This is a genomic window from Streptomyces sp. NPDC001787 (assembly GCF_040297465.1).
GTDB lineage: Bacteria > Actinomycetota > Actinomycetes > Streptomycetales > Streptomycetaceae > Streptomyces.
On record NZ_JBEOZE010000025.1, the window covers coordinates 15621 to 32106 of the forward strand.

Below are 16486 nucleotides of genomic sequence, written 5' to 3' on the forward strand. Positions count from 1 at the left end.
GAGGAGAATCCTTCAGTCGTGGGCACCCACTATTTGATGCCCGACAGATGAAACAAGGGTACGGGCGGCACACCCCCGAAGAGATGTACCGCCCGGTCCCACAGGTGCGCGTTACACGCGGACAGCCGTTACCGGCGTCCGTGCGTCAGACGCGACGACGCTTCGGCGGACGGCAGCCGTTGTGCGGCGTCGGGGTGACGTCCTGGATCGAACCGACCTCAAGGCCCGTGGCCTGGAGGGAGCGGATCGCGGTCTCGCGGCCGGAGCCCGGACCCTTGACGAAGACGTCAACCTTGCGCATGCCGTGCTCCTGCGCGCGGCGGGCGGCCGACTCGGCGGCCATCTGCGCGGCGAAGGGGGTGGACTTGCGCGAGCCCTTGAAGCCGACGTGGCCGGCGGAGGCCCAGGAGATCACGTTGCCCGAGGGGTCCGTGATCGAGACGATGGTGTTGTTGAACGTGCTCTTGATGTGCGCGTGGCCGTGAGCGACGTTCTTCTTTTCCTTGCGACGCACCTTCTTGGCTGCGCCCTGACGACCCTTGGGGGGCATGTCTTGACTCCAGATGGAGAGGGGAGGTGATCGGTCCTACAGCGAAGACCGCTGGATGCTGCGGATGTCCGGGGATCCGGACGCTCGCAGTACGTCCGCTGAGGACTACTTCTTGCCCGGCTTCTTCTTACCGGCGATGGCGCGACGCGGGCCCTTGCGGGTACGCGCGTTCGTGCTGGTGCGCTGGCCGTGGACCGGCAGACCGCGACGGTGACGGATGCCCTGGTAGCAGCCGATCTCGACCTTGCGGCGGATGTCGGCCTGGATCTCGCGTCGAAGGTCACCCTCGGTGCGGAGGTTGGCGTCGACGTACTCGCGGATCTTGACCAGGTCCTCTTCGGCCAGGTCACGAACGCGGGTGTTCGGGTTCACGCCGGTGGTGGCGAGGATCTCCTTGGACCGGGTGCGCCCGATGCCGAAGACGTAGGTGAGGGCAACCTCCACGCGCTTTTCGCGCGGGATGTCAACACCTGAAACGCGTGCCATTCAATGGCTCCAGTTGTTAGATCGGGGGTCTTCCGCAGTGCCGCTCCCGGCCGCCGACCTCTCGCTCGGAGAGGTGGTACGTCCGGGTCCCCGGCCCCCGCCGGAGGTGTCGTCAGCCGTGGCTTGGACGGGCTCTGCGTATGTACGTATTACGTGCGTCGCGCGAAGTGCTGCGAGATGCAGGTGGTCGTGCGTCAGCCCTGGCGCTGCTTGTGGCGCAGGTTGTCGCAGATGACCATGACCCGACCGTGACGGCGGATCACCTTGCACTTGTCGCAGATCTTCTTGACGCTCGGCTTGACCTTCATGGGATGTCAGGTTCTCCGGGTCAGTGCCATCACCGCGCCGAAACGGGGTGGGGGCAAGATCTACTTGTACCGGTAGACGATCCGGCCACGCGTCAGGTCGTACGGAGAGAGCTCCACCACGACCCGGTCGTCCGGGAGGATACGGATGTAGTGCATCCGCATCTTGCCGGAGATGTGCGCGAGGACCTTGTGACCGTTCTGGAGTTCCACCTTGAACATGGCGTTCGGGAGGGACTCGATCACGGTGCCCTCAATTTCGATGGCACCTTGCTTCTTGGCCACGCTTCGCCTTTCGAATCGGCTACCTTGATCGACTCTCGTCGCCGTATGCGGACACACGGATGCACGAGAGCCGACGAGTCAGTCTACGTCAGCGGACTCCAAAAGACGAATCCGTCAAGTTTGCCCCGTACGGATGATCCTTAGACCTGCGGAAGGCCCGCGGGATCAGCCCAGCGGGTCGGGGGCCGCCGTGATGCCGTACTCCGCGAGCTTGGCCCGGCCGCAGTCCACGGCCGTCAGGACCAGCGGGCCGTTCTCCGTCAGGGCGATGGAGTGCTCCCAGTGCGAGGACCAGGTGCCGTCCGTCGTCAGGACGGTCCAGTCGTCGCTGAGCACCTCCGTCTGCGCCGTACCGAGCGAGACCATGGGCTCGATGGCCAGGCAGACGCCGGGGACCAGCTTGATGCCCTTGCCGCGCTTGCGGGAGACGTAGTTCAGCAGGTGCGGGTCCATGTGCATCTCGGTGCCGATGCCGTGGCCGCCGTAGTCCTCGATGATCCCGTACTTGCCGGTGGCCGGCCGGGGCTGGCGGCGGATGTAGGACTCGATCGCCTTCGAGATGTCGACCAGCCGGTTGTTCACCTTCATCGCGGCGATCCCGGCCCACATCGACTCCTCGGTCACCCGGGAGAGCTCGATCAGCTCCGGAGCGTGACCGGTGCCGACGAAAGCCGTGTACGCGGCGTCGCCGTGCCAGCCGTCGATGATCGCGCCGGCGTCGATCGAGATGATGTCGCCGTCCTTGAGGACGGTCTTCTCGTCGGGGATGCCGTGCACGACGACCTCGTTGACCGAGGTGCAGATGGTCGCGGGGAATCCGCCGTACCCGAGGAAGTTCGACTTCGCCCCGTGGTCGGCGATCACCTTGCGCGCGACCTCGTCCAGGTCCTTCGTGGTGGCGCCCGGCACGGCCGCCTCACGGGTGGCGGCGTGAATGGCAGCGACCACCAGGCCGGCCTCGCGCATCTTCGCGATCTGCTCGGGGGTCTTGATCTGCACCATTGCTCGGCGCCTCTCTGCATCGAAGGATGGCGGCTGCGGCCGTACCCAACGATACGGCGCAAACAGTCGGCCGCGGCGCCCCTGGGGCGCCGCGGCCGACTGCGGAGGTGAAACGGGGCGTCGCTAGTCCTGGTCGGACTTCTGGAGCGCCTCCATGGCACGCGCGGTCACATCGGTGACCTTGCCGAGCGCGGAGATGGTCACCACCAGGCCCTGGGCCCGGTAGTAGTCGATGATCGGCTCGGTCTGCGTGTGGTAGACCTCCAGCCGGGTACGGACCGTCTCCTCGCTGTCGTCGTCCCGCTGGTACAGCTCGCCGCCGCAGGTGTCGCAGACACCCTCGGTCTGCGGCGGGTTGTACGTCACGTGGAAGACGTGCGCGCTGTCGCTGCGGCAGATGCGGCGGCCCGCGATCCGCTTCACGACCTCGTCCTCGGGGACCTCCAGGTCGAGGACCGCGTCCAGCTTTACGCCCTCGTCCTTGAGCATCGCGTCAAGGGCTTCGGCCTGGCCCACGTTGCGCGGGAAGCCGTCGAGCAGGAAGCCGTTCACGGCGTCCGGCTGAGCCATGCGGTCCTTGGCCATCCCGATGGTGACCTCGTCCGGCACCAGCTGACCGGCGTCCATGAAGGCGCGGGCCTGCTTGCCGAGGTCGGTGCCCCGGCTGATGTTGGCGCGGAAGAGATCGCCCGTCGAGATGTGCGGAATCGACAGGTTCTTGGCAAGGTACGCAGCCTGCGTTCCCTTGCCGGCACCAGGAGGCCCGACGAGGACGATTCGCATCAGCGGAGGAACCCTTCGTAATTGCGCTGCTGGAGCTGACTCTCGATCTGCTTCACGGTTTCCAGACCCACACCCACGATGATGAGGATGCTCGTCCCGCCGAACGGGAAGTTCTGGTTAGCGCCGCCGAAGCCTGCCAACGCCATCGTCGGCACCAGAGCGATCAGACCCAGGTACAGCGAGCCCGGCCAAGTGATCCTGTTGAGCACGTAGCTCAGGTACTCGGCAGTAGGTCGACCAGCCCGGATACCCGGGATGAAGCCACCATACTTCTTCATGTTGTCGGCGACTTCCTCGGGGTTGAACGAGATCGCCACGTAGAAGAAGGCGAAGAACACGATCAACAGGAAGTACGTCGCGATGTAGTACGGGTGGTCACCCTTGACGAAGTGGTCCTGGATCCAGGTCGCCCAGCCCGCCTGGGAACCGGAGAACTGGACGATCAGGGCCGGGATGTAGAGCAGCGAAGAGGCGAAGATGACGGGAATCACACCCGCCTGGTTCACCTTCAGCGGGATGTACGTGGACGTACCGCCGTACGACCGGCGGCCGATCATGCGCTTCGCGTACTGCACCGGGATACGGCGCTGGGCCTGCTCGACGAAGACGACGAGCGCGACCATCACGAAGCCGATGAGGATGACCGTGCCGAACTCGATCCAGCCGTCGGCCAGCTTGCCGCTCTCCTTGATGGCCCACAGGGCACCCGGGAAGCTCGCGGCGATCGAGATGAACATCAGGATCGACATGCCGTTGCCGATGCCGCGGTCCGTGATGAGCTCACCGAGCCACATGACGGCGGCGGTACCGGCGGTCATGGTGAGCACCATGACGACGGTGGTGAAGATCGACTGGTTCGGGACGATCTGGTCGCCCACGGAGCAGCTGCTGAACAGCGCACCGCTGCGGGCGGTTGCCACCAGACCCGTGCCCTGGAGGATGGCGAGCGCCACGGTCAGATAACGCGTGTACTGCGTGATCTTGGCCGTGCCGGACTGCCCCTCCTTCTTGAGTGCCTCCAGCCGGGGGATGACGACGGTCAGCAGCTGGAGAATGATGCTGGCCGTGATGTACGGCATGATGCCGAGCGCGAAGATCGTGATCTGCAGCAGTGCACCACCGCTGAACATGTTCACCAGGCCGAAGAGGCTGTTGTTGCCCTTGCTTGCCTGGTCAACACAAATCTGGACGTTCTCGTAGCTCACACCGGGCACCGGGATGTGTGCCCCGAGCCGGTAAAGCACGATGATGCCGAGCGTGAAGAACAGCTTCTTGCGCAGGTCGGGCGTCTTGAACGCCCGGGCGAACGCGGTGAGCACGGTGCCTCCTGCGACCCCCGCGCAATGCGTAGAGGTGACGGTCTTGAGGATCGACGAATACGAAACAGTCAAAGGTCCCCGGGCAGTTGCCCAGGGAGATAGCACAACAACGCACGCCACCTTACCGGCGACCATGCCCGCCTAGGAACGACCAACCGGGGATGCCCCAAATGAGAGGCATCCCCGGTCGGATGTTCAGTACATCGAGTTGTCCGAGTTGTCTCAGACGAGCTCGGTGACGGTGCCGCCGGCGGCGGCAATCTTCTCCTTGGCGGAGCCGGAGACGGCGTCAACCGAAACCTGCAGCGCCACGGAGATCTCGCCCTGGCCAAGGACCTTGACGAGGTGGTTGTTGCGCACAGCGCCCTTGGCGACCAGATCGGCCACCGTGACCTCTCCACCCTCGGGGTAGAGCGTCGCGAGCTTGTCCAGGTTCACGACCTGGTACTCCGTGCGGAACGGGTTCTTGAAGCCCTTGAGCTTCGGGAGACGCATGTGGAGGGGCATCTGGCCACCCTCGAAGCGCTCCGGAACCTGGTAACGGGCCTTCGTACCCTTGGTACCACGGCCTGCGGTCTTACCCTTGGACGCCTCACCACGACCCACACGGGTCTTGGCGGTCTTGGCGCCCGGGGCAGGCCGGAGGTTGTGGGCCTTCAGCGGGCTGTTCTCCGCCATGTCAGTCAACCTCCTCAACCGTCACGAGGTGGCGGACGGTGTGAACCATTCCGCGGAACTCGGGGCGGTCCTCCTTGACAACCGAGTCGTTCAGGCGCTTGAGCCCGAGCGAACGCAGGGTGTCGCGGTGGTTCTGCTTGCTGCCGATGTACGACTTCGTCTGCGTGATCTTGAGGCGAGCCATTACGCACCCGCTCCCGCACGTGCACGAAGCAGAGCCGCGGGGGCGACGTCCTCAAGGGGCAGACCACGGCGAGCCGCGATCTCCTCGGGACGCTGCAGGCCCTTGAGGGCCGCCACGGTCGCGTGCACGATGTTGATCGGGTTCGAAGAACCGAGCGACTTCGACAGGATGTCGTGAACGCCGGCGCACTCCAGAACGGCGCGCACCGGGCCACCCGCGATCACACCGGTACCGGGGGAAGCAGGCTTGAGCAGGACGACGCCCGCAGCCTTCTCGCCCTGGATCGGGTGAGGGATGGTGCCCTGGATACGCGGAACCTTGAAGAAGCTCTTCTTGGCCTCTTCAACGCCCTTGGCGATGGCCGCGGGAACTTCCTTGGCCTTGCCGTATCCGACACCGACGGTGCCGTCACCATCGCCCACCACGACCAGCGCGGTGAAGCTGAAGCGACGACCACCCTTCACAACCTTGGCGACGCGGTTGATCGCGACGACGCGCTCAACGTACGCGGTCTTCTCGGCGGCGCTGGCGCCACCGTCACGGCCCTTCCGGTCCCGCCGCTCGCCGCCACCGGCACCGCTTCCGCGGCGCTGGGGTCCAGCCATTGGAATTACCTCTCTCTGTTACGTCCGCTGTGCGTAGGAACCGGGGCTTAGAACTTCAGCCCGGCTTCACGGGCGGCGTCAGCCAGAGCGGCAATCCGCCCGGCGTACTGGTTACCACCGCGGTCAAACACGACGGCCTCGACGCCTGCGGCCTTGGCACGCTCGGCGACCAGGGCGCCGACCTGCTGGGCCTGGGCGCTCTTGTCACCCTCGCCACCACGGATGGACACGTCCAGGGTCGACGCCGACGCGAGCGTGTGGCCCGCGATGTCGTCGATCACCTGAGCGACCATGTGGCGGTTGGAACGCGTCACGACCAAGCGGGGACGCTCCGGCGAACCGGAGATGTGCTTGCGGACGCGGATGTGGCGGCGCTTGAGAGCGGCACGCTTGTACGCGTCGCCCTTGGCGATCTTCACACCGTATGCCATGGCTACTTACCAGCCTTTCCGACCTTGCGGCGGATGACCTCGCCCGCGTACTTGACGCCCTTGGCCTTGTACGGGTCGGGCTTCCGCAGCTTGCGGATGTTGGCGGCTACCTCGCCGACCTTCTGCTTGTCGATGCCCTCGACGCTGAGCTTCGTGGGCGACTCGACCTTGAAGGTGATGCCTTCCGGAGCCTCGATGAGGATCGGGTGGCTGTAGCCCAGGGCGAACTCCAGGTTGGAGCCCTTCGCCTGGACGCGGTAACCGACACCGCTGATCTCGAGCGCCTTGCTGTATCCCTGGGTCACACCGGTGATCATGTTCGCCACCAGCGTGCGGGACAGGCCGTGGAGGGCCTTGTTCTGACGCTCGTCGTTCGGGCGGACGACGTTCAGAACGCCGTCCTCACCCTTGGAGACCTCGATCGGCGATGCGACGGTGTGCGTGAGGGTCCCCTTGGGGCCCTTCACCGCGACCGTGCGGCCATCGATGGTGACGTCCACACCGGCGGGAACCTGGATGGGGAGCTTGCCGATTCGCGACATGAGCTATTCCTCCGTTCCCGACTACCAGACGTAGGCGAGGACTTCCCCACCTACGCCCTTCTTGCTGGCCTGCTGGCCGGTCAGGAGACCGTGGGACGTGGAGATGATCGCCACGCCCAGGCCGCCGAGAACCTTCGGCAGGTTGGTGGACTTTGCGTAAACACGCAGACCCGGCTTCGAGATTCGCTTGATGCCGGCGATCGAGCGCTCGCGGTTCGGGCCGAACTTCAGCTCAAGGACGAGGTTCTTGCCGACCTCGGCGTCCTCGACCTTCCAGCCGGTGATGAAGCCCTCCTGCTGGAGGATCTCCGCGATGTGCGACTTGATCTTGCTGTGCGGCATCGCGACGTCGTCGTGATACGCCGAGTTCGCGTTGCGCAGACGCGTGAGCATGTCTGCGATGGGATCAGTCATGGTCATGAGTTGGCCTTCGGCCTCTCTCGCCGGGGTTTCCTGTATGCGCCATCCCTCTCCCCACTCAGTGGCGGGACGGGTGCGGTGCGGGGACCTACGGCGTAGTAAGTCGGTCTTGGGCGGCAGGCGCCCAACCCTTCAAGCCTACGGCATGAAAGGAGGGGCTCCTGCCGACCAGATGCTTACCGAGAGTCTCCGGGTAATCCCAACGCCCAAAGGGCGAGGGGAAATTACCAGGAGCTCTTGGTCACGCCCGGCAGCTCGCCACGGTGAGCCATCTCACGAAGGCACACGCGGCACAGGCCGAACTTGCGGTAGACGGAGTGGGGCCGGCCGCAGCGCTGGCAGCGGGTGTACCCGCGAACGCCGAACTTCGGCTTGCGGGCGGCCTTAGCGATCAGAGCCTTCTTCGCCACGGTCAGTTCTCCTTGAACGGGAAGCCGAGGTGACGAAGGAGGGCACGACCCTCGTCGTCGTTGGTCGCCGTGGTGACCACGGTGATGTCCATGCCCCGGACCCGGTCGATCTTGTCCTGGTCGATCTCGTGGAACATGACCTGCTCCGTGAGACCGAAGGTGTAGTTGCCACGGCCGTCGAACTGCTTGGGCGACAGGCCGCGGAAGTCACGGATACGCGGAAGCGCGAGCGACAGCGTACGGTCCAGGAACTCCCACATCCGGTCACCGCGGAGGGTGACGTGGCAGCCGATGGGCTGGCCCTCGCGCAGCTTGAACTGCGCGATGGACTTGCGGGCCTTGGTGACGGCCGGCTTCTGACCGGTGATCGTGGTGAGGTCCTTGACGGCCCCGTCGATCAGCTTGGAGTCGCGGGCGGCGTCGCCCACACCCATGTTGACCACGATCTTGACCAGACCGGGAACCTGCATGACGTTCTCGTAGGAGAACTCCTCACGCAGCTTGCCGGCGATTTCCTCGCGGTAGCGCGTCTTCAGACGCGGCGCAGTGGTGGTAGTCATCAGATGTCCTCACCGGTGCGCTTGGCAACGCGGATCTTGTTGCCCTCGTCGTCAAAGCGGTAGCCGACGCGAGTAACGACCTTGTTGCCGTCCTTCTCAACAACCAGCTGCACGTTGCTGACGTGGACGGGAGCCTCGGTCGTCACAATGCCACCGGTCTGCGAACCGCGAGCGGTCTGACCGGCCTTCGTGTGCTTCTTGACCCGGTTGACACCCTCGACGAGGACGCGGTCCTGAGCAGGGTAGGCAACGATGACCTTGCCCTGCTTGCCCTTGTCCTTACCGGTGATGACCTGAACCAGGTCGCCCTTCTTGATCTTCATGCTTACAGCACCTCCGGCGCGAGCGAGATGATCTTCATGAACTTCTTCTCGCGCAGCTCTCGGCCAACCGGGCCAAAGATGCGGGTGCCGCGGGGGTCGCCGTCGTTCTTCAGAATGACGGCGGCGTTCTCGTCGAAGCGGATGTACGAGCCATCCTGACGACGACGCTCCTTGACGGTGCGAACGATGACGGCCTTGACGACGTCACCCTTCTTCACGTTGCCACCGGGGATCGCGTCCTTGACGGTGGCGACGATGACGTCACCGATACCCGCGTAGCGGCGACCCGAGCCACCGAGAACACGAATGGTGAGAATTTCCTTCGCACCCGTGTTGTCGGCGACGCGCAGTCGCGACTCCTGCTGGATCACGTCTATCTCCTGATCGTCTGCCGGTTCCCGGCGGGGAGTTCCATGAGTGACTTACGAGGACGTAAGCGACTTACGGAGACTCCCCACCGAGCCTGGCGGAACTTGCCTGAGGGGAATGCCCCTCAGGAATTACTTGGCCTTCTCGAGGATCTCGACGATGCGCCAGCGCTTCGAGGCGGACAGCGGCCGGGTCTCCATGATGATGACACGGTCGCCGACGCCGGCAGCGTTCTGCTCGTCGTGGGCCTTGAGCTTGTTCGTACGGCGGATGACCTTGCCGTACAGCGCGTGCTTGACACGGTCCTCGACAGCGACGACGACGGTCTTGTCCATCTTGTCGCTGACGACCAGACCCTCACGGGTCTTGCGGAAACCGCGGTCGGTGTTGGTCTCAGTCACAGTCTTCTCGCTCATCAGACGCTCTCCACCGTCTCGATGCCCAGCTCGCGCTCACGCATCAGGGTGTAGATCCGGGCGATGTCCTTACGGACGGACTTGAGCCGGCCGTGGTTCTCGAGCTGACCAGTCGCCGCCTGGAAGCGGAGGTTGAACAGCTCTTCCTTGGCCTCGCGAAGCTTGTTGAGAAGCTCCTCGTTGCCCAGCTCGCGCAGCTCGGACGCCTTGGTACCGGCCGACATCACGACTCACCTGCCTCGCGCCGAACGATCCGGCACTTCATCGGAAGCTTGTGAGCAGCGCGGGTAAGCGCCTCACGAGCAATCTTCTCGTTCGGGTAGGACAGCTCGAACATCACCCGACCGGGCTTGACGTTCGCGATCCACCACTCGGGAGAACCCTTACCGGAACCCATGCGGGTCTCGGCAGGCTTCTTCGTCAGGGGGCGGTCCGGGTAGATGTTGATCCAGACCTTGCCGCCACGCTTGATGTGGCGGGTCATCGCGATACGAGCTGCCTCGATCTGGCGGTTCGTCACGTACGCCGGAGTCAGCGCCTGGATGCCGTACTCGCCGAACGCAACCTGCGTGCCACCCTTGGACATACCGCTGCGCTTCGGGTGGTGCTGCTTGCGGTGCTTGACCCTACGGGGGATCAGCATTTCGGTCAGGCCTCCGTTCCGGTGCTCTCAGCAGCCGGAGCAGCGGCGGCGGGAGCGTCGGCCTTGGGGGCCTCGGCTGCCGGCGACTGCTGCGGCTTGCGGCCGCGACCGCCACGCTCGCCACCACGGCCACCGCGGCCGGCCGGGCGGTCAGCGCCGCCACGAGCCGGACGGTTGCCGGCGCGGGCTGCGGCGTTCTCGGCGCGGACCTCGGCGATGTTCTTGACGTCGCCCTTGTAGATCCAGACCTTCACGCCGATGCGGCCGAAGGTCGTCTTGGCCTCGAAGAAGCCGTAGTCGACGTTCGCACGGAGCGTGTGCAGGGGCACGCGGCCCTCGCGGTAGAACTCCGAGCGGGACATCTCGGCGCCGCCGAGGCGACCGCCGCACTGGATCTTGATGCCCTTGGCGCCGGCCTTCATCGAGCTCTGCATGCTCTTGCGCATGGCACGACGGAAGGAGACGCGGGAGGAGAGCTGCTCGGCGACGGCCTGGGCCACCAGCTGAGCGTCCACCTCGGGGTTCTTGACCTCGAGGATGTTCAGCTGGACCTGCTTGCCGGTCAGCTTCTCCAGCTCGCCACGGATGCGATCGGCCTCGGCGCCGCGGCGGCCGATGACGATGCCCGGACGGGCGGTGTGGATGTCAACGCGGACGCGGTCGCGGGTGCGCTCGATCTCGACCTTCGAGATGCCGGCCCGCTCCATGCCCTTCGTCATCATGCGACGAATGGCGACGTCTTCCTTGACGTAGTCCTTGTACAGCTTGTCGGCGTACCAACGGGACTTGAAGTCCGTGGTAATGCCGAGCCGGAACCCGTGCGGGTTTACCTTCTGGCCCATTACCGGGTTCCTTCCTTGCTGCTGACGACCACGGTGATGTGGCTGGTCCGCTTACGGATCCGGTAGGCACGGCCCTGAGCACGCGGACGGAACCGCTTCAGGGTCGGGCCCTCGTCCACGTACGCCTCGCTGATGACCAGCGAAGAGGCGTCGGTGTGGTCGTAGTTGTGTGCAGCGTTGGCAATGGCGCTGTCAAGCACCTTGCCAACCGGCACGCTCGCGGCCTGCGGGGCGAAACGCAGGACCGCCTGAGCCTCCGTGGCATCCATGCCACGGATGAGGTCCACCACGCGGCGGGCCTTCATGGGCGTGACGCGGATGTACCGCGCCTGGGCCCTGGCTTCCATGGTTGTCCCTTCGGTGTAAGTCATAGTCGTTTCCACCCCGCGCTAGCGGCGCTTCGACTTCCGGTCGTCCTTGACGTGGCCGCGGAAGGTGCGAGTCGGCGAGAACTCGCCGAGCTTGTGGCCGACCATCGACTCGGTGACGAACACCGGGACGTGGATCTTGCCGTTGTGCACCGCGATGGTGTGACCCAGCATGGCCGGGACGATCATCGAGCGACGGGACCAGGTCTTGATGACGTTCTTGGTGCCTGCCTCGTTCTGTACGTCCACCTTCTTGATGAGGTGGCCGTCGACGAAGGGCCCCTTCTTGAGACTGCGCGGCATCTAAACCCGCTCCTAGCGCTTCTTGTTCGTCTTGCGGCGGCGGACGATGTACTTGTTGCTCGCCTTCTTGGGAGAACGAGTACGACCCTCCTTCTGACCCCACGGCGAGACCGGGTGACGTCCACCGGAGGTCTTGCCTTCACCACCACCGTGCGGGTGGTCAACCGGGTTCATCGCGACACCGCGGACGGTCGGGCGAACGCCCTTCCAGCGCATACGGCCGGCCTTGCCCCAGTTGATGTTCGACTGCTCGGCGTTGCCGACCTCACCGATCGTGGCGCGGCAGCGGGCGTCGACCAGGCGGATCTCACCCGACGGCATACGAAGGTGGGCCATGGTGCCCTCCTTCGCCAGCAGCTGCACGGAGGCACCCGCGGAACGGGCGAACTTCGCGCCGCCGCCGGGCCGCAGCTCGATGGCGTGGATGGTCGTACCGACCGGGATGTTGCGCAGCGCCAGGTTGTTGCCCGGCTTGATGTCTGCGGTCGGACCGTTCTCGACACGGTCACCCTGCGACAGGCCACGGGGAGCGACGATGTAACGCTTCTCGCCGTCCGCGTAGTGCAGCAGCGCGATGCGCGCGGTGCGGTTCGGGTCGTACTCGATGTGCGCGACCTTGGCCGGCACGCCGTCCTTGTCGTGACGACGGAAGTCGATCACGCGGTAGGCGCGCTTGTGGCCACCACCCTGGTGGCGAACGGTCACACGACCGGCGTTGTTACGGCCGCCCTTGCTGTGCAGGGGGCGGACCAGCGACTTCTCCGGCGTGGACCGCGTGATCTCGACAAAGTCGGCGACGCTGGAGCCACGACGGCCCGGGGTCGTCGGCTTGTACTTGCGGATACCCATTTCTCAGTCCTCGTCCGATTCCGGACGACTCGACCTCCGTCAGGAGGTCGGGCCGCCGAAGATGTCGATACGGTCGCCCTCGGCGAGGGTCACGATGGCGCGCTTGGTGTCAGCACGCTTGCCGAAGCCGGTCTTGGTCCGCTTGCGCTTGCCCTGCCGGTTGATCGTGTTGACCCCGGTGACCTTGACCGAGAAGACCGCTTCCACGGCCTGCTTGATCTGGGTCTTGTTGGAGCCGGGCGCGACGATGAACGTGTACTTGTTCTCGTCGAGCAGCGCGTAGCTCTTCTCGGAGACCACGGGCTTGACGAGAACGTCACGCGGGTCCGAGTACGTCTTGCTGGTAACGGTCGCCTCGCTCATCAGGCGTCGCTCCCTTCGGTCTCAGCGGTCTGGGGGCCAGACACGAAGGACTCGAAAGCGGCCTGGGTGAAGACCACGTCGTCAGAGACGATCACGTCGTACGTGTTCAGCTGGCCCGGCTCCAGGATGTGCACCTGGGGCAGGTTGCGTGCGGACAGCCACGCGGCCTCGTCGGCGCGGTCGACGACCAGGAGCACGTTGTTGCGCTCACTGATCTTGCCGAGCAGCGTCTTGGCGGCCTTCGTGGAGATCGCACCCTCGACCACGCCGGTGACGACGTGGATACGGGAGTGACGCGCCCGGTCGGAGAGGGCACCGCGCAGGGCGGCGGCCTTCATCTTCTTCGGGGTGCGCTGCGAGTAGTCACGCGGCTGCGGGCCGTGGACGACGCCACCGCCGGCGAACTGCGGCGCACGGGTCGAACCCTGGCGCGCGCGGCCGGTGCCCTTCTGGCGGTACGGCTTGCGGCCACCGCCTCGGACCTCGGCGCGGGTCTTGGTCTTGTGCGTGCCCTGACGGGCAGCTGCCAGCTGTGCGACGACGACCTGGTGGATCAGCGGAACGCTGGTCTTGGCGTCGAAGATCTCCGCGGGGAGCTCGACGGTACCGGCCTTGTCGCCTGCCGGCGAAAGGATGTCAATGGTGCTCATTACCTCAAGCCCCCTTGGCCGCGGTACGGACCAGGACGAGGCCGCCGTTCGGACCGGGGACCGCGCCCTTGATGAGGAGCAGACCCTTCTCCGCGTCAACCGCGTGGATGGTCAGGTTCTGGGTGGTGACCCGCTCGTTGCCCATGCGACCCGCCATGCGCATGCCCTTGAAGACACGGCCGGGGGTGGCACAGCCACCGATGGAGCCGGGCGAACGGTGCTTGCGCTGCACGCCGTGGCCGGCGCCGAGGCCCTTGAAGTTGTGACGCTTCATGACACCGGCGAAGCCCTTGCCCTTGCTCTTGCCCGTGACATCAACCTTGATGCCGGACTCGAACACCTCGGCGGTGATCTCCTGGCCCAGCGTGTACTCGCTGGCGTCAGGGGTACGGAGCTCCACCAGGTGGCGGCGCGGGGTGACGTCGGCCTTGGCGAAGTGACCCTTGAGGGGCTTGTTCACCTTGCGCGGGTCGATCTCGCCGAAGGCGATCTGGACCGACTCGTAGCCGTCGTTGTCGTTGGTGCGGACCTGGGTCACGACGCAGGGCCCGGCCTTGACGACGGTCACCGGGACAACCCGGTTGTTCTCGTCCCAGACCTGGGTCATGCCGAGCTTCTCGCCCAGGACGCCCTTAATGTTCTTAGCCATCTCGCGCGTCACCTCAGAGCTTGATCTCGATGTCGACGCCCGCCGGCAGGTCGAGACGCATGAGCGAGTCAACCGTCTTCGGCGTGGGGTCGAGGATGTCGATGAGGCGCTTGTGCGTGCGCATCTCGAAGTGCTCGCGCGAGTCCTTGTACTTGTGCGGCGACTTGATGACGCAGTACACGTTCTTCTCAGTGGGCAGCGGCACCGGGCCCGCGACCGACGCACCAGTGCGGGTCACCGTCTCGACGATCTTCTTCGCCGAAGAGTCGATGACCTCGTGGTCGTAGGCCTTGAGCCGGATGCGGATCTTCTGTCCCGCCATGGCTACTAGTAGTCCTGTCTCTCGAAACGCTCTGGAACCCGGGGGTTCTCGTAACTCCTCCGCCGACCCACGCGGTCGGGCGTGTCGCATCCCCTCTACGAAAATCTCCCGAAGGAGATCCCAACCAAGGGGGTGCGGGCCCGAGGACCGCGGAACCGGGGGCGGAACACCCACCGGGTGCCTGGCCGGCGCCCTGCTTTGCTTCCCGGAAGATTCCCGTACGTCCGGCCCGCATGGGGCCGACGAGTACTGTGGGACTCGCTTCCGGTCCTCCCGGCGGGAGGCGCGCAGCATTGACACTCAACCGAGCAACCTGGTCAGTGTGCCATACGGGGTGTGAGCCTGGCCAATCGGGCCCAGGATCTTACCCCCCGCGAGGGAGCGGTCAAACGCGGGCGCGCATTCGGCGCGCCCCCGGCCCGGCGACGACCATGGGCTGGGGCGCGCGCAGAGGGGTCAGTGCCCGGCGGCGTACGGGACGAAGCGCACCCACGCGGCGGGAGTAACGGCGAGACGCGGGCCCTGGACGTCCTTGGAGTCGCGGACGTGGACGGTACCGAGGGCGGTCGCGACCTCGACGCAGTCGTTGCCGTCGCCACTGCTGCTGTAGCTGCTCCTGAACCACTCCAGCGCGGAAGCGTCCCAGGCAGTCGGCTTACGGATCATGTCGCCCCCACTCCTGAAGAGGTCAATGCCCGGCGGCGTACGAGACGAAGCCAGCCCACGCGGCGGGAGTAACGGCGAGACGCGGGCCCTGGACGTCCTTGGAGTCGCGGACGTGGACGGCGCCAGGGGTGGTCGCAACTTCGACACACTCATTGCTGTTACTGCTGTCGCTGTAGCTGCTCCTGAACCACTCCAGCGCGGAACCGTCTCCGTCAGAGGCTTCGCTGATCATGTCTCTCCCAGCACTTGCTCGATGAACGCCATCGACTCCCCTGGAGTGAGAGCCTGCGCCCGGATGATGCCACACCGCAGCTCGATGATCCGGAGGTGTTTCGGGTCCGAGACCGGCCGACTCCCGAAGTCTCCCTCGGAGCGCCCCACCGCCGAGCCGTCCCCGAACTTCAGTACCTGCATCTCTCCGCCCATTCCAGCATGCTCATCGCGACCGGTTGGCATCACCTGAATTTCGACATTCCGCAACTGCCCGACCTCCAAGAGCCGTTCGAGCTGCTGGCGCAACACCATTCTGCCTCCGAGGGGGCGTCGCAGCGTCACCTCTTCTTGGACAAAGCTGAGCTCCGGGGCAGGCAATCGGCCGAAGATGGACTGTCGGGCTACGCGCGCGGCCACGAGCCTCTCCACCTCGTCCTGTGAGAACGAGGGCCTCCGCATCCCGAACAATGCCCGCGCATACTCTTCGGTCTGCAACAGACCGTGAATGTTGTGGCTCCCGAACGCCGAGAGCTCCACCGCCCGAGCTTCCAGCTTGGCCAGCTCCCGCACCTTCTTCGGGTACCGCACCTCCGCGACATCCGTCTTCATCGCCGCGAGCTTCCCGCCCGCCCCCAGCACCGCGTCCGCGCGGTCCAGGAACTCCGGACGGGGGATACGCCGGCCGCCCTCCACCTTGTAGACGAGATCCTCGCCGTACCCCATCTCCGCCCCGAGCTCGCACGCCCGCATCCCCGCCGCCTCGCGCCACGCCTTGATCTGGCGGCCCACGGCGGCGACCACCGCCACCCCCGACTCGTCGTCGGGATCGACGTCCCAGCCGGGCTCGTCCGCCCCGCCGTCCCCGTGCCCCGTACCGTCCCCGTGCCCCGTACCGTCGCCCATCACGCTCATGCGAGCTCCACCTCCGACGTGCGTGCCGTTCTCCCGTC

At 65.6% G+C, this 16486-nt stretch carries 31 protein-coding genes; all 31 read right to left on the reverse strand.

The features are described 5' to 3' along the window. Positions 1-145 precede the first annotated feature (145 nt). The 31 genes from rpsK to ABT170_RS28940 all read right to left on the reverse strand — a co-directional run bounded on the left by rpsK (position 146) and on the right by ABT170_RS28940 (position 16448). Complete coding sequence (rpsK, locus tag ABT170_RS28790) at positions 146-550, reverse strand: 30S ribosomal protein S11 (protein WP_003956432.1); 405 nt, start codon at positions 548-550, stop codon at positions 146-148. 105 nt (positions 551-655) lie between these two features. Continuing rightward, positions 656-1036 (reverse strand): 30S ribosomal protein S13, encoded by a 381-nt coding sequence (rpsM, locus tag ABT170_RS28795; RefSeq protein ID WP_018490826.1) that lies wholly within the window; start codon positions 1034-1036, stop codon positions 656-658. 194 nt (positions 1037-1230) lie between these two features. Continuing rightward, positions 1231-1344 (reverse strand): 50S ribosomal protein L36, encoded by a 114-nt coding sequence (gene rpmJ, locus ABT170_RS28800; RefSeq protein WP_003956441.1) that lies wholly within the window; start codon positions 1342-1344, stop codon positions 1231-1233. 60 nt (positions 1345-1404) lie between these two features. Then, positions 1405-1626 (reverse strand): translation initiation factor IF-1, encoded by a 222-nt coding sequence (gene infA, locus ABT170_RS28805; protein ID WP_003956442.1) that lies wholly within the window; start codon positions 1624-1626, stop codon positions 1405-1407. A 165-nt stretch (positions 1627-1791) separates the two neighbouring features. Then, the gene (gene map, locus ABT170_RS28810) at positions 1792-2628 is read right to left on the reverse strand and encodes a type I methionyl aminopeptidase (RefSeq protein WP_329940668.1); all 837 of its coding nucleotides are present in this window, start codon (positions 2626-2628) and stop codon (positions 1792-1794) included. Positions 2629-2751: 123 nt separating this feature from the next. Then, positions 2752-3411, reverse strand: a complete 660-nt coding sequence (locus ABT170_RS28815; protein WP_329940669.1) for an adenylate kinase — start codon at positions 3409-3411, stop codon at positions 2752-2754. Beyond that, positions 3411-4730, reverse strand: coding sequence for a preprotein translocase subunit SecY (gene secY, locus ABT170_RS28820; RefSeq protein WP_266931743.1), 1320 nt, complete (start codon positions 4728-4730; stop codon positions 3411-3413). The genes ABT170_RS28815 and secY overlap by 1 nt, the downstream gene beginning before the upstream one ends. A gap of 222 nt (positions 4731-4952) precedes the next feature. After that, positions 4953-5408: a 50S ribosomal protein L15 gene (gene rplO, locus ABT170_RS28825; RefSeq protein WP_014047794.1), complete on the reverse strand. Its 456-nt coding sequence runs from the start codon at positions 5406-5408 to the stop codon at positions 4953-4955. Between the two features lies 1 nt (position 5409). Next, positions 5410-5592: a 50S ribosomal protein L30 gene (gene rpmD / locus ABT170_RS28830; protein ID WP_003966943.1), complete on the reverse strand. Its 183-nt coding sequence runs from the start codon at positions 5590-5592 to the stop codon at positions 5410-5412. Then, positions 5592-6197, reverse strand: coding sequence for a 30S ribosomal protein S5 (gene rpsE, locus ABT170_RS28835; RefSeq protein ID WP_266931744.1), 606 nt, complete (start codon positions 6195-6197; stop codon positions 5592-5594). Before rpsE ends, rpmD begins: the two co-directional genes overlap by 1 nt. 47 nt (positions 6198-6244) lie before the next feature. Next, positions 6245-6628 carry a 50S ribosomal protein L18 gene (gene rplR / locus ABT170_RS28840; protein WP_266931745.1) on the reverse strand — a complete coding sequence of 128 codons (384 nt, stop codon included), beginning with the start codon at positions 6626-6628 and terminating at the stop codon, positions 6245-6247. Between the two features lie 2 nt (positions 6629-6630). Further along, complete coding sequence (gene rplF, locus ABT170_RS28845; protein WP_329940670.1) at positions 6631-7170, reverse strand: 50S ribosomal protein L6; 540 nt, start codon at positions 7168-7170, stop codon at positions 6631-6633. Positions 7171-7191: 21 nt separating this feature from the next. Next, positions 7192-7590 (reverse strand): 30S ribosomal protein S8, encoded by a 399-nt coding sequence (rpsH, locus tag ABT170_RS28850; protein WP_028439249.1) that lies wholly within the window; start codon positions 7588-7590, stop codon positions 7192-7194. 224 nt (positions 7591-7814) lie between these two features. Continuing rightward, on the reverse strand, positions 7815-8000 hold the full coding sequence (locus ABT170_RS28855; protein WP_003948630.1) for a type Z 30S ribosomal protein S14: 186 nt from the start codon (positions 7998-8000) through the stop codon (positions 7815-7817). Positions 8001-8002: 2 nt separating this feature from the next. Beyond that, complete coding sequence (rplE, locus tag ABT170_RS28860; protein WP_073718383.1) at positions 8003-8560, reverse strand: 50S ribosomal protein L5; 558 nt, start codon at positions 8558-8560, stop codon at positions 8003-8005. After that, entirely contained in the window at positions 8560-8883 is a 324-nt protein-coding gene (rplX, locus tag ABT170_RS28865; RefSeq protein WP_018550616.1) for a 50S ribosomal protein L24, read from the reverse strand. Before rplX ends, rplE begins: the two co-directional genes overlap by 1 nt. Positions 8884-8885: 2 nt before the next feature. Beyond that, positions 8886-9254: a 50S ribosomal protein L14 gene (rplN, locus tag ABT170_RS28870; protein ID WP_003966950.1), complete on the reverse strand. Its 369-nt coding sequence runs from the start codon at positions 9252-9254 to the stop codon at positions 8886-8888. A gap of 129 nt (positions 9255-9383) precedes the next feature. Beyond that, complete coding sequence (gene rpsQ, locus ABT170_RS28875) at positions 9384-9668, reverse strand: 30S ribosomal protein S17 (protein WP_073718385.1); 285 nt, start codon at positions 9666-9668, stop codon at positions 9384-9386. After that, positions 9668-9892, reverse strand: a complete 225-nt coding sequence (gene rpmC, locus ABT170_RS28880; RefSeq protein WP_014047786.1) for a 50S ribosomal protein L29 — start codon at positions 9890-9892, stop codon at positions 9668-9670. The genes rpsQ and rpmC overlap by 1 nt, the downstream gene beginning before the upstream one ends. Then, entirely contained in the window at positions 9892-10311 is a 420-nt protein-coding gene (gene rplP, locus ABT170_RS28885; protein ID WP_014047785.1) for a 50S ribosomal protein L16, read from the reverse strand. The genes rpmC and rplP overlap by 1 nt, the downstream gene beginning before the upstream one ends. Positions 10312-10316: 5 nt before the next feature. Continuing rightward, positions 10317-11153: a 30S ribosomal protein S3 gene (rpsC, locus tag ABT170_RS28890; RefSeq protein ID WP_007446736.1), complete on the reverse strand. Its 837-nt coding sequence runs from the start codon at positions 11151-11153 to the stop codon at positions 10317-10319. Then, the gene (gene rplV, locus ABT170_RS28895) at positions 11153-11500 is read right to left on the reverse strand and encodes a 50S ribosomal protein L22 (RefSeq protein WP_004571827.1); all 348 of its coding nucleotides are present in this window, start codon (positions 11498-11500) and stop codon (positions 11153-11155) included. The genes rpsC and rplV overlap by 1 nt, the downstream gene beginning before the upstream one ends. A 42-nt stretch (positions 11501-11542) precedes the next feature. Next, the gene (rpsS, locus tag ABT170_RS28900) at positions 11543-11824 is read right to left on the reverse strand and encodes a 30S ribosomal protein S19 (RefSeq protein ID WP_003966956.1); all 282 of its coding nucleotides are present in this window, start codon (positions 11822-11824) and stop codon (positions 11543-11545) included. Positions 11825-11836: 12 nt separating this feature from the next. Beyond that, positions 11837-12673: a 50S ribosomal protein L2 gene (rplB, locus tag ABT170_RS28905; protein WP_003966957.1), complete on the reverse strand. Its 837-nt coding sequence runs from the start codon at positions 12671-12673 to the stop codon at positions 11837-11839. A 39-nt stretch (positions 12674-12712) separates the two neighbouring features. Then, the gene (rplW, locus tag ABT170_RS28910) at positions 12713-13036 is read right to left on the reverse strand and encodes a 50S ribosomal protein L23 (protein WP_014154589.1); all 324 of its coding nucleotides are present in this window, start codon (positions 13034-13036) and stop codon (positions 12713-12715) included. Then, positions 13036-13686 carry a 50S ribosomal protein L4 gene (gene rplD, locus ABT170_RS28915; RefSeq protein ID WP_073718389.1) on the reverse strand — a complete coding sequence of 217 codons (651 nt, stop codon included), beginning with the start codon at positions 13684-13686 and terminating at the stop codon, positions 13036-13038. Before rplD ends, rplW begins: the two co-directional genes overlap by 1 nt. A gap of 4 nt (positions 13687-13690) precedes the next feature. Further along, the gene (gene rplC / locus ABT170_RS28920; protein WP_329940671.1) at positions 13691-14335 is read right to left on the reverse strand and encodes a 50S ribosomal protein L3; all 645 of its coding nucleotides are present in this window, start codon (positions 14333-14335) and stop codon (positions 13691-13693) included. A gap of 13 nt (positions 14336-14348) precedes the next feature. Beyond that, positions 14349-14657, reverse strand: coding sequence for a 30S ribosomal protein S10 (gene rpsJ / locus ABT170_RS28925; protein WP_003948644.1), 309 nt, complete (start codon positions 14655-14657; stop codon positions 14349-14351). A 456-nt stretch (positions 14658-15113) separates the two neighbouring features. Continuing rightward, positions 15114-15323 (reverse strand): DUF397 domain-containing protein, encoded by a 210-nt coding sequence (locus tag ABT170_RS28930; RefSeq protein WP_351872235.1) that lies wholly within the window; start codon positions 15321-15323, stop codon positions 15114-15116. 22 nt (positions 15324-15345) lie between these two features. Next, positions 15346-15555 carry a DUF397 domain-containing protein gene (locus ABT170_RS28935; protein WP_351872238.1) on the reverse strand — a complete coding sequence of 70 codons (210 nt, stop codon included), beginning with the start codon at positions 15553-15555 and terminating at the stop codon, positions 15346-15348. Next, positions 15552-16448, reverse strand: a complete 897-nt coding sequence (locus ABT170_RS28940; RefSeq protein WP_351872241.1) for a helix-turn-helix domain-containing protein — start codon at positions 16446-16448, stop codon at positions 15552-15554. The genes ABT170_RS28935 and ABT170_RS28940 overlap by 4 nt, the downstream gene beginning before the upstream one ends. Between the last annotated feature and the right edge of the window lie 38 nt (positions 16449-16486).

What these genes read in the sequence shown, in the direction of transcription:
- rpmD (WP_003966943.1), bottom strand. Translation starts at nt 5,592, where the DNA reads ATGGCTCGCCTCAAGATCACGCAGACGAAGTCGTACATCGGCAGCAAG.
- rplF (WP_329940670.1), bottom strand. Translation starts at nt 7,170, where the DNA reads ATGTCGCGAATCGGCAAGCTCCCCATCCAGGTTCCCGCCGGTGTGGAC.
- rplP (WP_014047785.1), bottom strand. Translation starts at nt 10,311, where the DNA reads ATGCTGATCCCCCGTAGGGTCAAGCACCGCAAGCAGCACCACCCGAAG.
- ABT170_RS28935 (WP_351872238.1), bottom strand. Translation starts at nt 15,555, where the DNA reads ATGATCAGCGAAGCCTCTGACGGAGACGGTTCCGCGCTGGAGTGGTTC.
- rpsK (WP_003956432.1), bottom strand. Translation starts at nt 550, where the DNA reads ATGCCCCCCAAGGGTCGTCAGGGCGCAGCCAAGAAGGTGCGTCGCAAG.
- rplX (WP_018550616.1), bottom strand. Translation starts at nt 8,883, where the DNA reads ATGAAGATCAAGAAGGGCGACCTGGTTCAGGTCATCACCGGTAAGGAC.
- rplO (WP_014047794.1), bottom strand. Translation starts at nt 5,408, where the DNA reads ATGGCGGAGAACAGCCCGCTGAAGGCCCACAACCTCCGGCCTGCCCCG.
- rpsH (WP_028439249.1), bottom strand. Translation starts at nt 7,590, where the DNA reads ATGACCATGACTGATCCCATCGCAGACATGCTCACGCGTCTGCGCAAC.
- rplB (WP_003966957.1), bottom strand. Translation starts at nt 12,673, where the DNA reads ATGGGTATCCGCAAGTACAAGCCGACGACCCCGGGCCGTCGTGGCTCC.
- rpsC (WP_007446736.1), bottom strand. Translation starts at nt 11,153, where the DNA reads ATGGGCCAGAAGGTAAACCCGCACGGGTTCCGGCTCGGCATTACCACG.
- map (WP_329940668.1), bottom strand. Translation starts at nt 2,628, where the DNA reads ATGGTGCAGATCAAGACCCCCGAGCAGATCGCGAAGATGCGCGAGGCC.
- rplR (WP_266931745.1), bottom strand. Translation starts at nt 6,628, where the DNA reads ATGGCATACGGTGTGAAGATCGCCAAGGGCGACGCGTACAAGCGTGCC.
- rplW (WP_014154589.1), bottom strand. Translation starts at nt 13,036, where the DNA reads ATGAGCGAGGCGACCGTTACCAGCAAGACGTACTCGGACCCGCGTGAC.
- rplD (WP_073718389.1), bottom strand. Translation starts at nt 13,686, where the DNA reads ATGAGCACCATTGACATCCTTTCGCCGGCAGGCGACAAGGCCGGTACC.
- rplE (WP_073718383.1), bottom strand. Translation starts at nt 8,560, where the DNA reads ATGACTACCACCACTGCGCCGCGTCTGAAGACGCGCTACCGCGAGGAA.
- rpsE (WP_266931744.1), bottom strand. Translation starts at nt 6,197, where the DNA reads ATGGCTGGACCCCAGCGCCGCGGAAGCGGTGCCGGTGGCGGCGAGCGG.
- rplV (WP_004571827.1), bottom strand. Translation starts at nt 11,500, where the DNA reads ATGGAAGCCAGGGCCCAGGCGCGGTACATCCGCGTCACGCCCATGAAG.
- ABT170_RS28815 (WP_329940669.1), bottom strand. Translation starts at nt 3,411, where the DNA reads ATGCGAATCGTCCTCGTCGGGCCTCCTGGTGCCGGCAAGGGAACGCAG.
- rpmJ (WP_003956441.1), bottom strand. Translation starts at nt 1,344, where the DNA reads ATGAAGGTCAAGCCGAGCGTCAAGAAGATCTGCGACAAGTGCAAGGTG.
- rpsJ (WP_003948644.1), bottom strand. Translation starts at nt 14,657, where the DNA reads ATGGCGGGACAGAAGATCCGCATCCGGCTCAAGGCCTACGACCACGAG.
- rpmC (WP_014047786.1), bottom strand. Translation starts at nt 9,892, where the DNA reads ATGTCGGCCGGTACCAAGGCGTCCGAGCTGCGCGAGCTGGGCAACGAG.
- ABT170_RS28940 (WP_351872241.1), bottom strand. Translation starts at nt 16,448, where the DNA reads ATGAGCGTGATGGGCGACGGTACGGGGCACGGGGACGGTACGGGGCAC.
- rpsQ (WP_073718385.1), bottom strand. Translation starts at nt 9,668, where the DNA reads ATGAGCGAGAAGACTGTGACTGAGACCAACACCGACCGCGGTTTCCGC.
- rpsS (WP_003966956.1), bottom strand. Translation starts at nt 11,824, where the DNA reads ATGCCGCGCAGTCTCAAGAAGGGGCCCTTCGTCGACGGCCACCTCATC.
- ABT170_RS28930 (WP_351872235.1), bottom strand. Translation starts at nt 15,323, where the DNA reads ATGATCCGTAAGCCGACTGCCTGGGACGCTTCCGCGCTGGAGTGGTTC.
- rplC (WP_329940671.1), bottom strand. Translation starts at nt 14,335, where the DNA reads ATGGCTAAGAACATTAAGGGCGTCCTGGGCGAGAAGCTCGGCATGACC.
- rpsM (WP_018490826.1), bottom strand. Translation starts at nt 1,036, where the DNA reads ATGGCACGCGTTTCAGGTGTTGACATCCCGCGCGAAAAGCGCGTGGAG.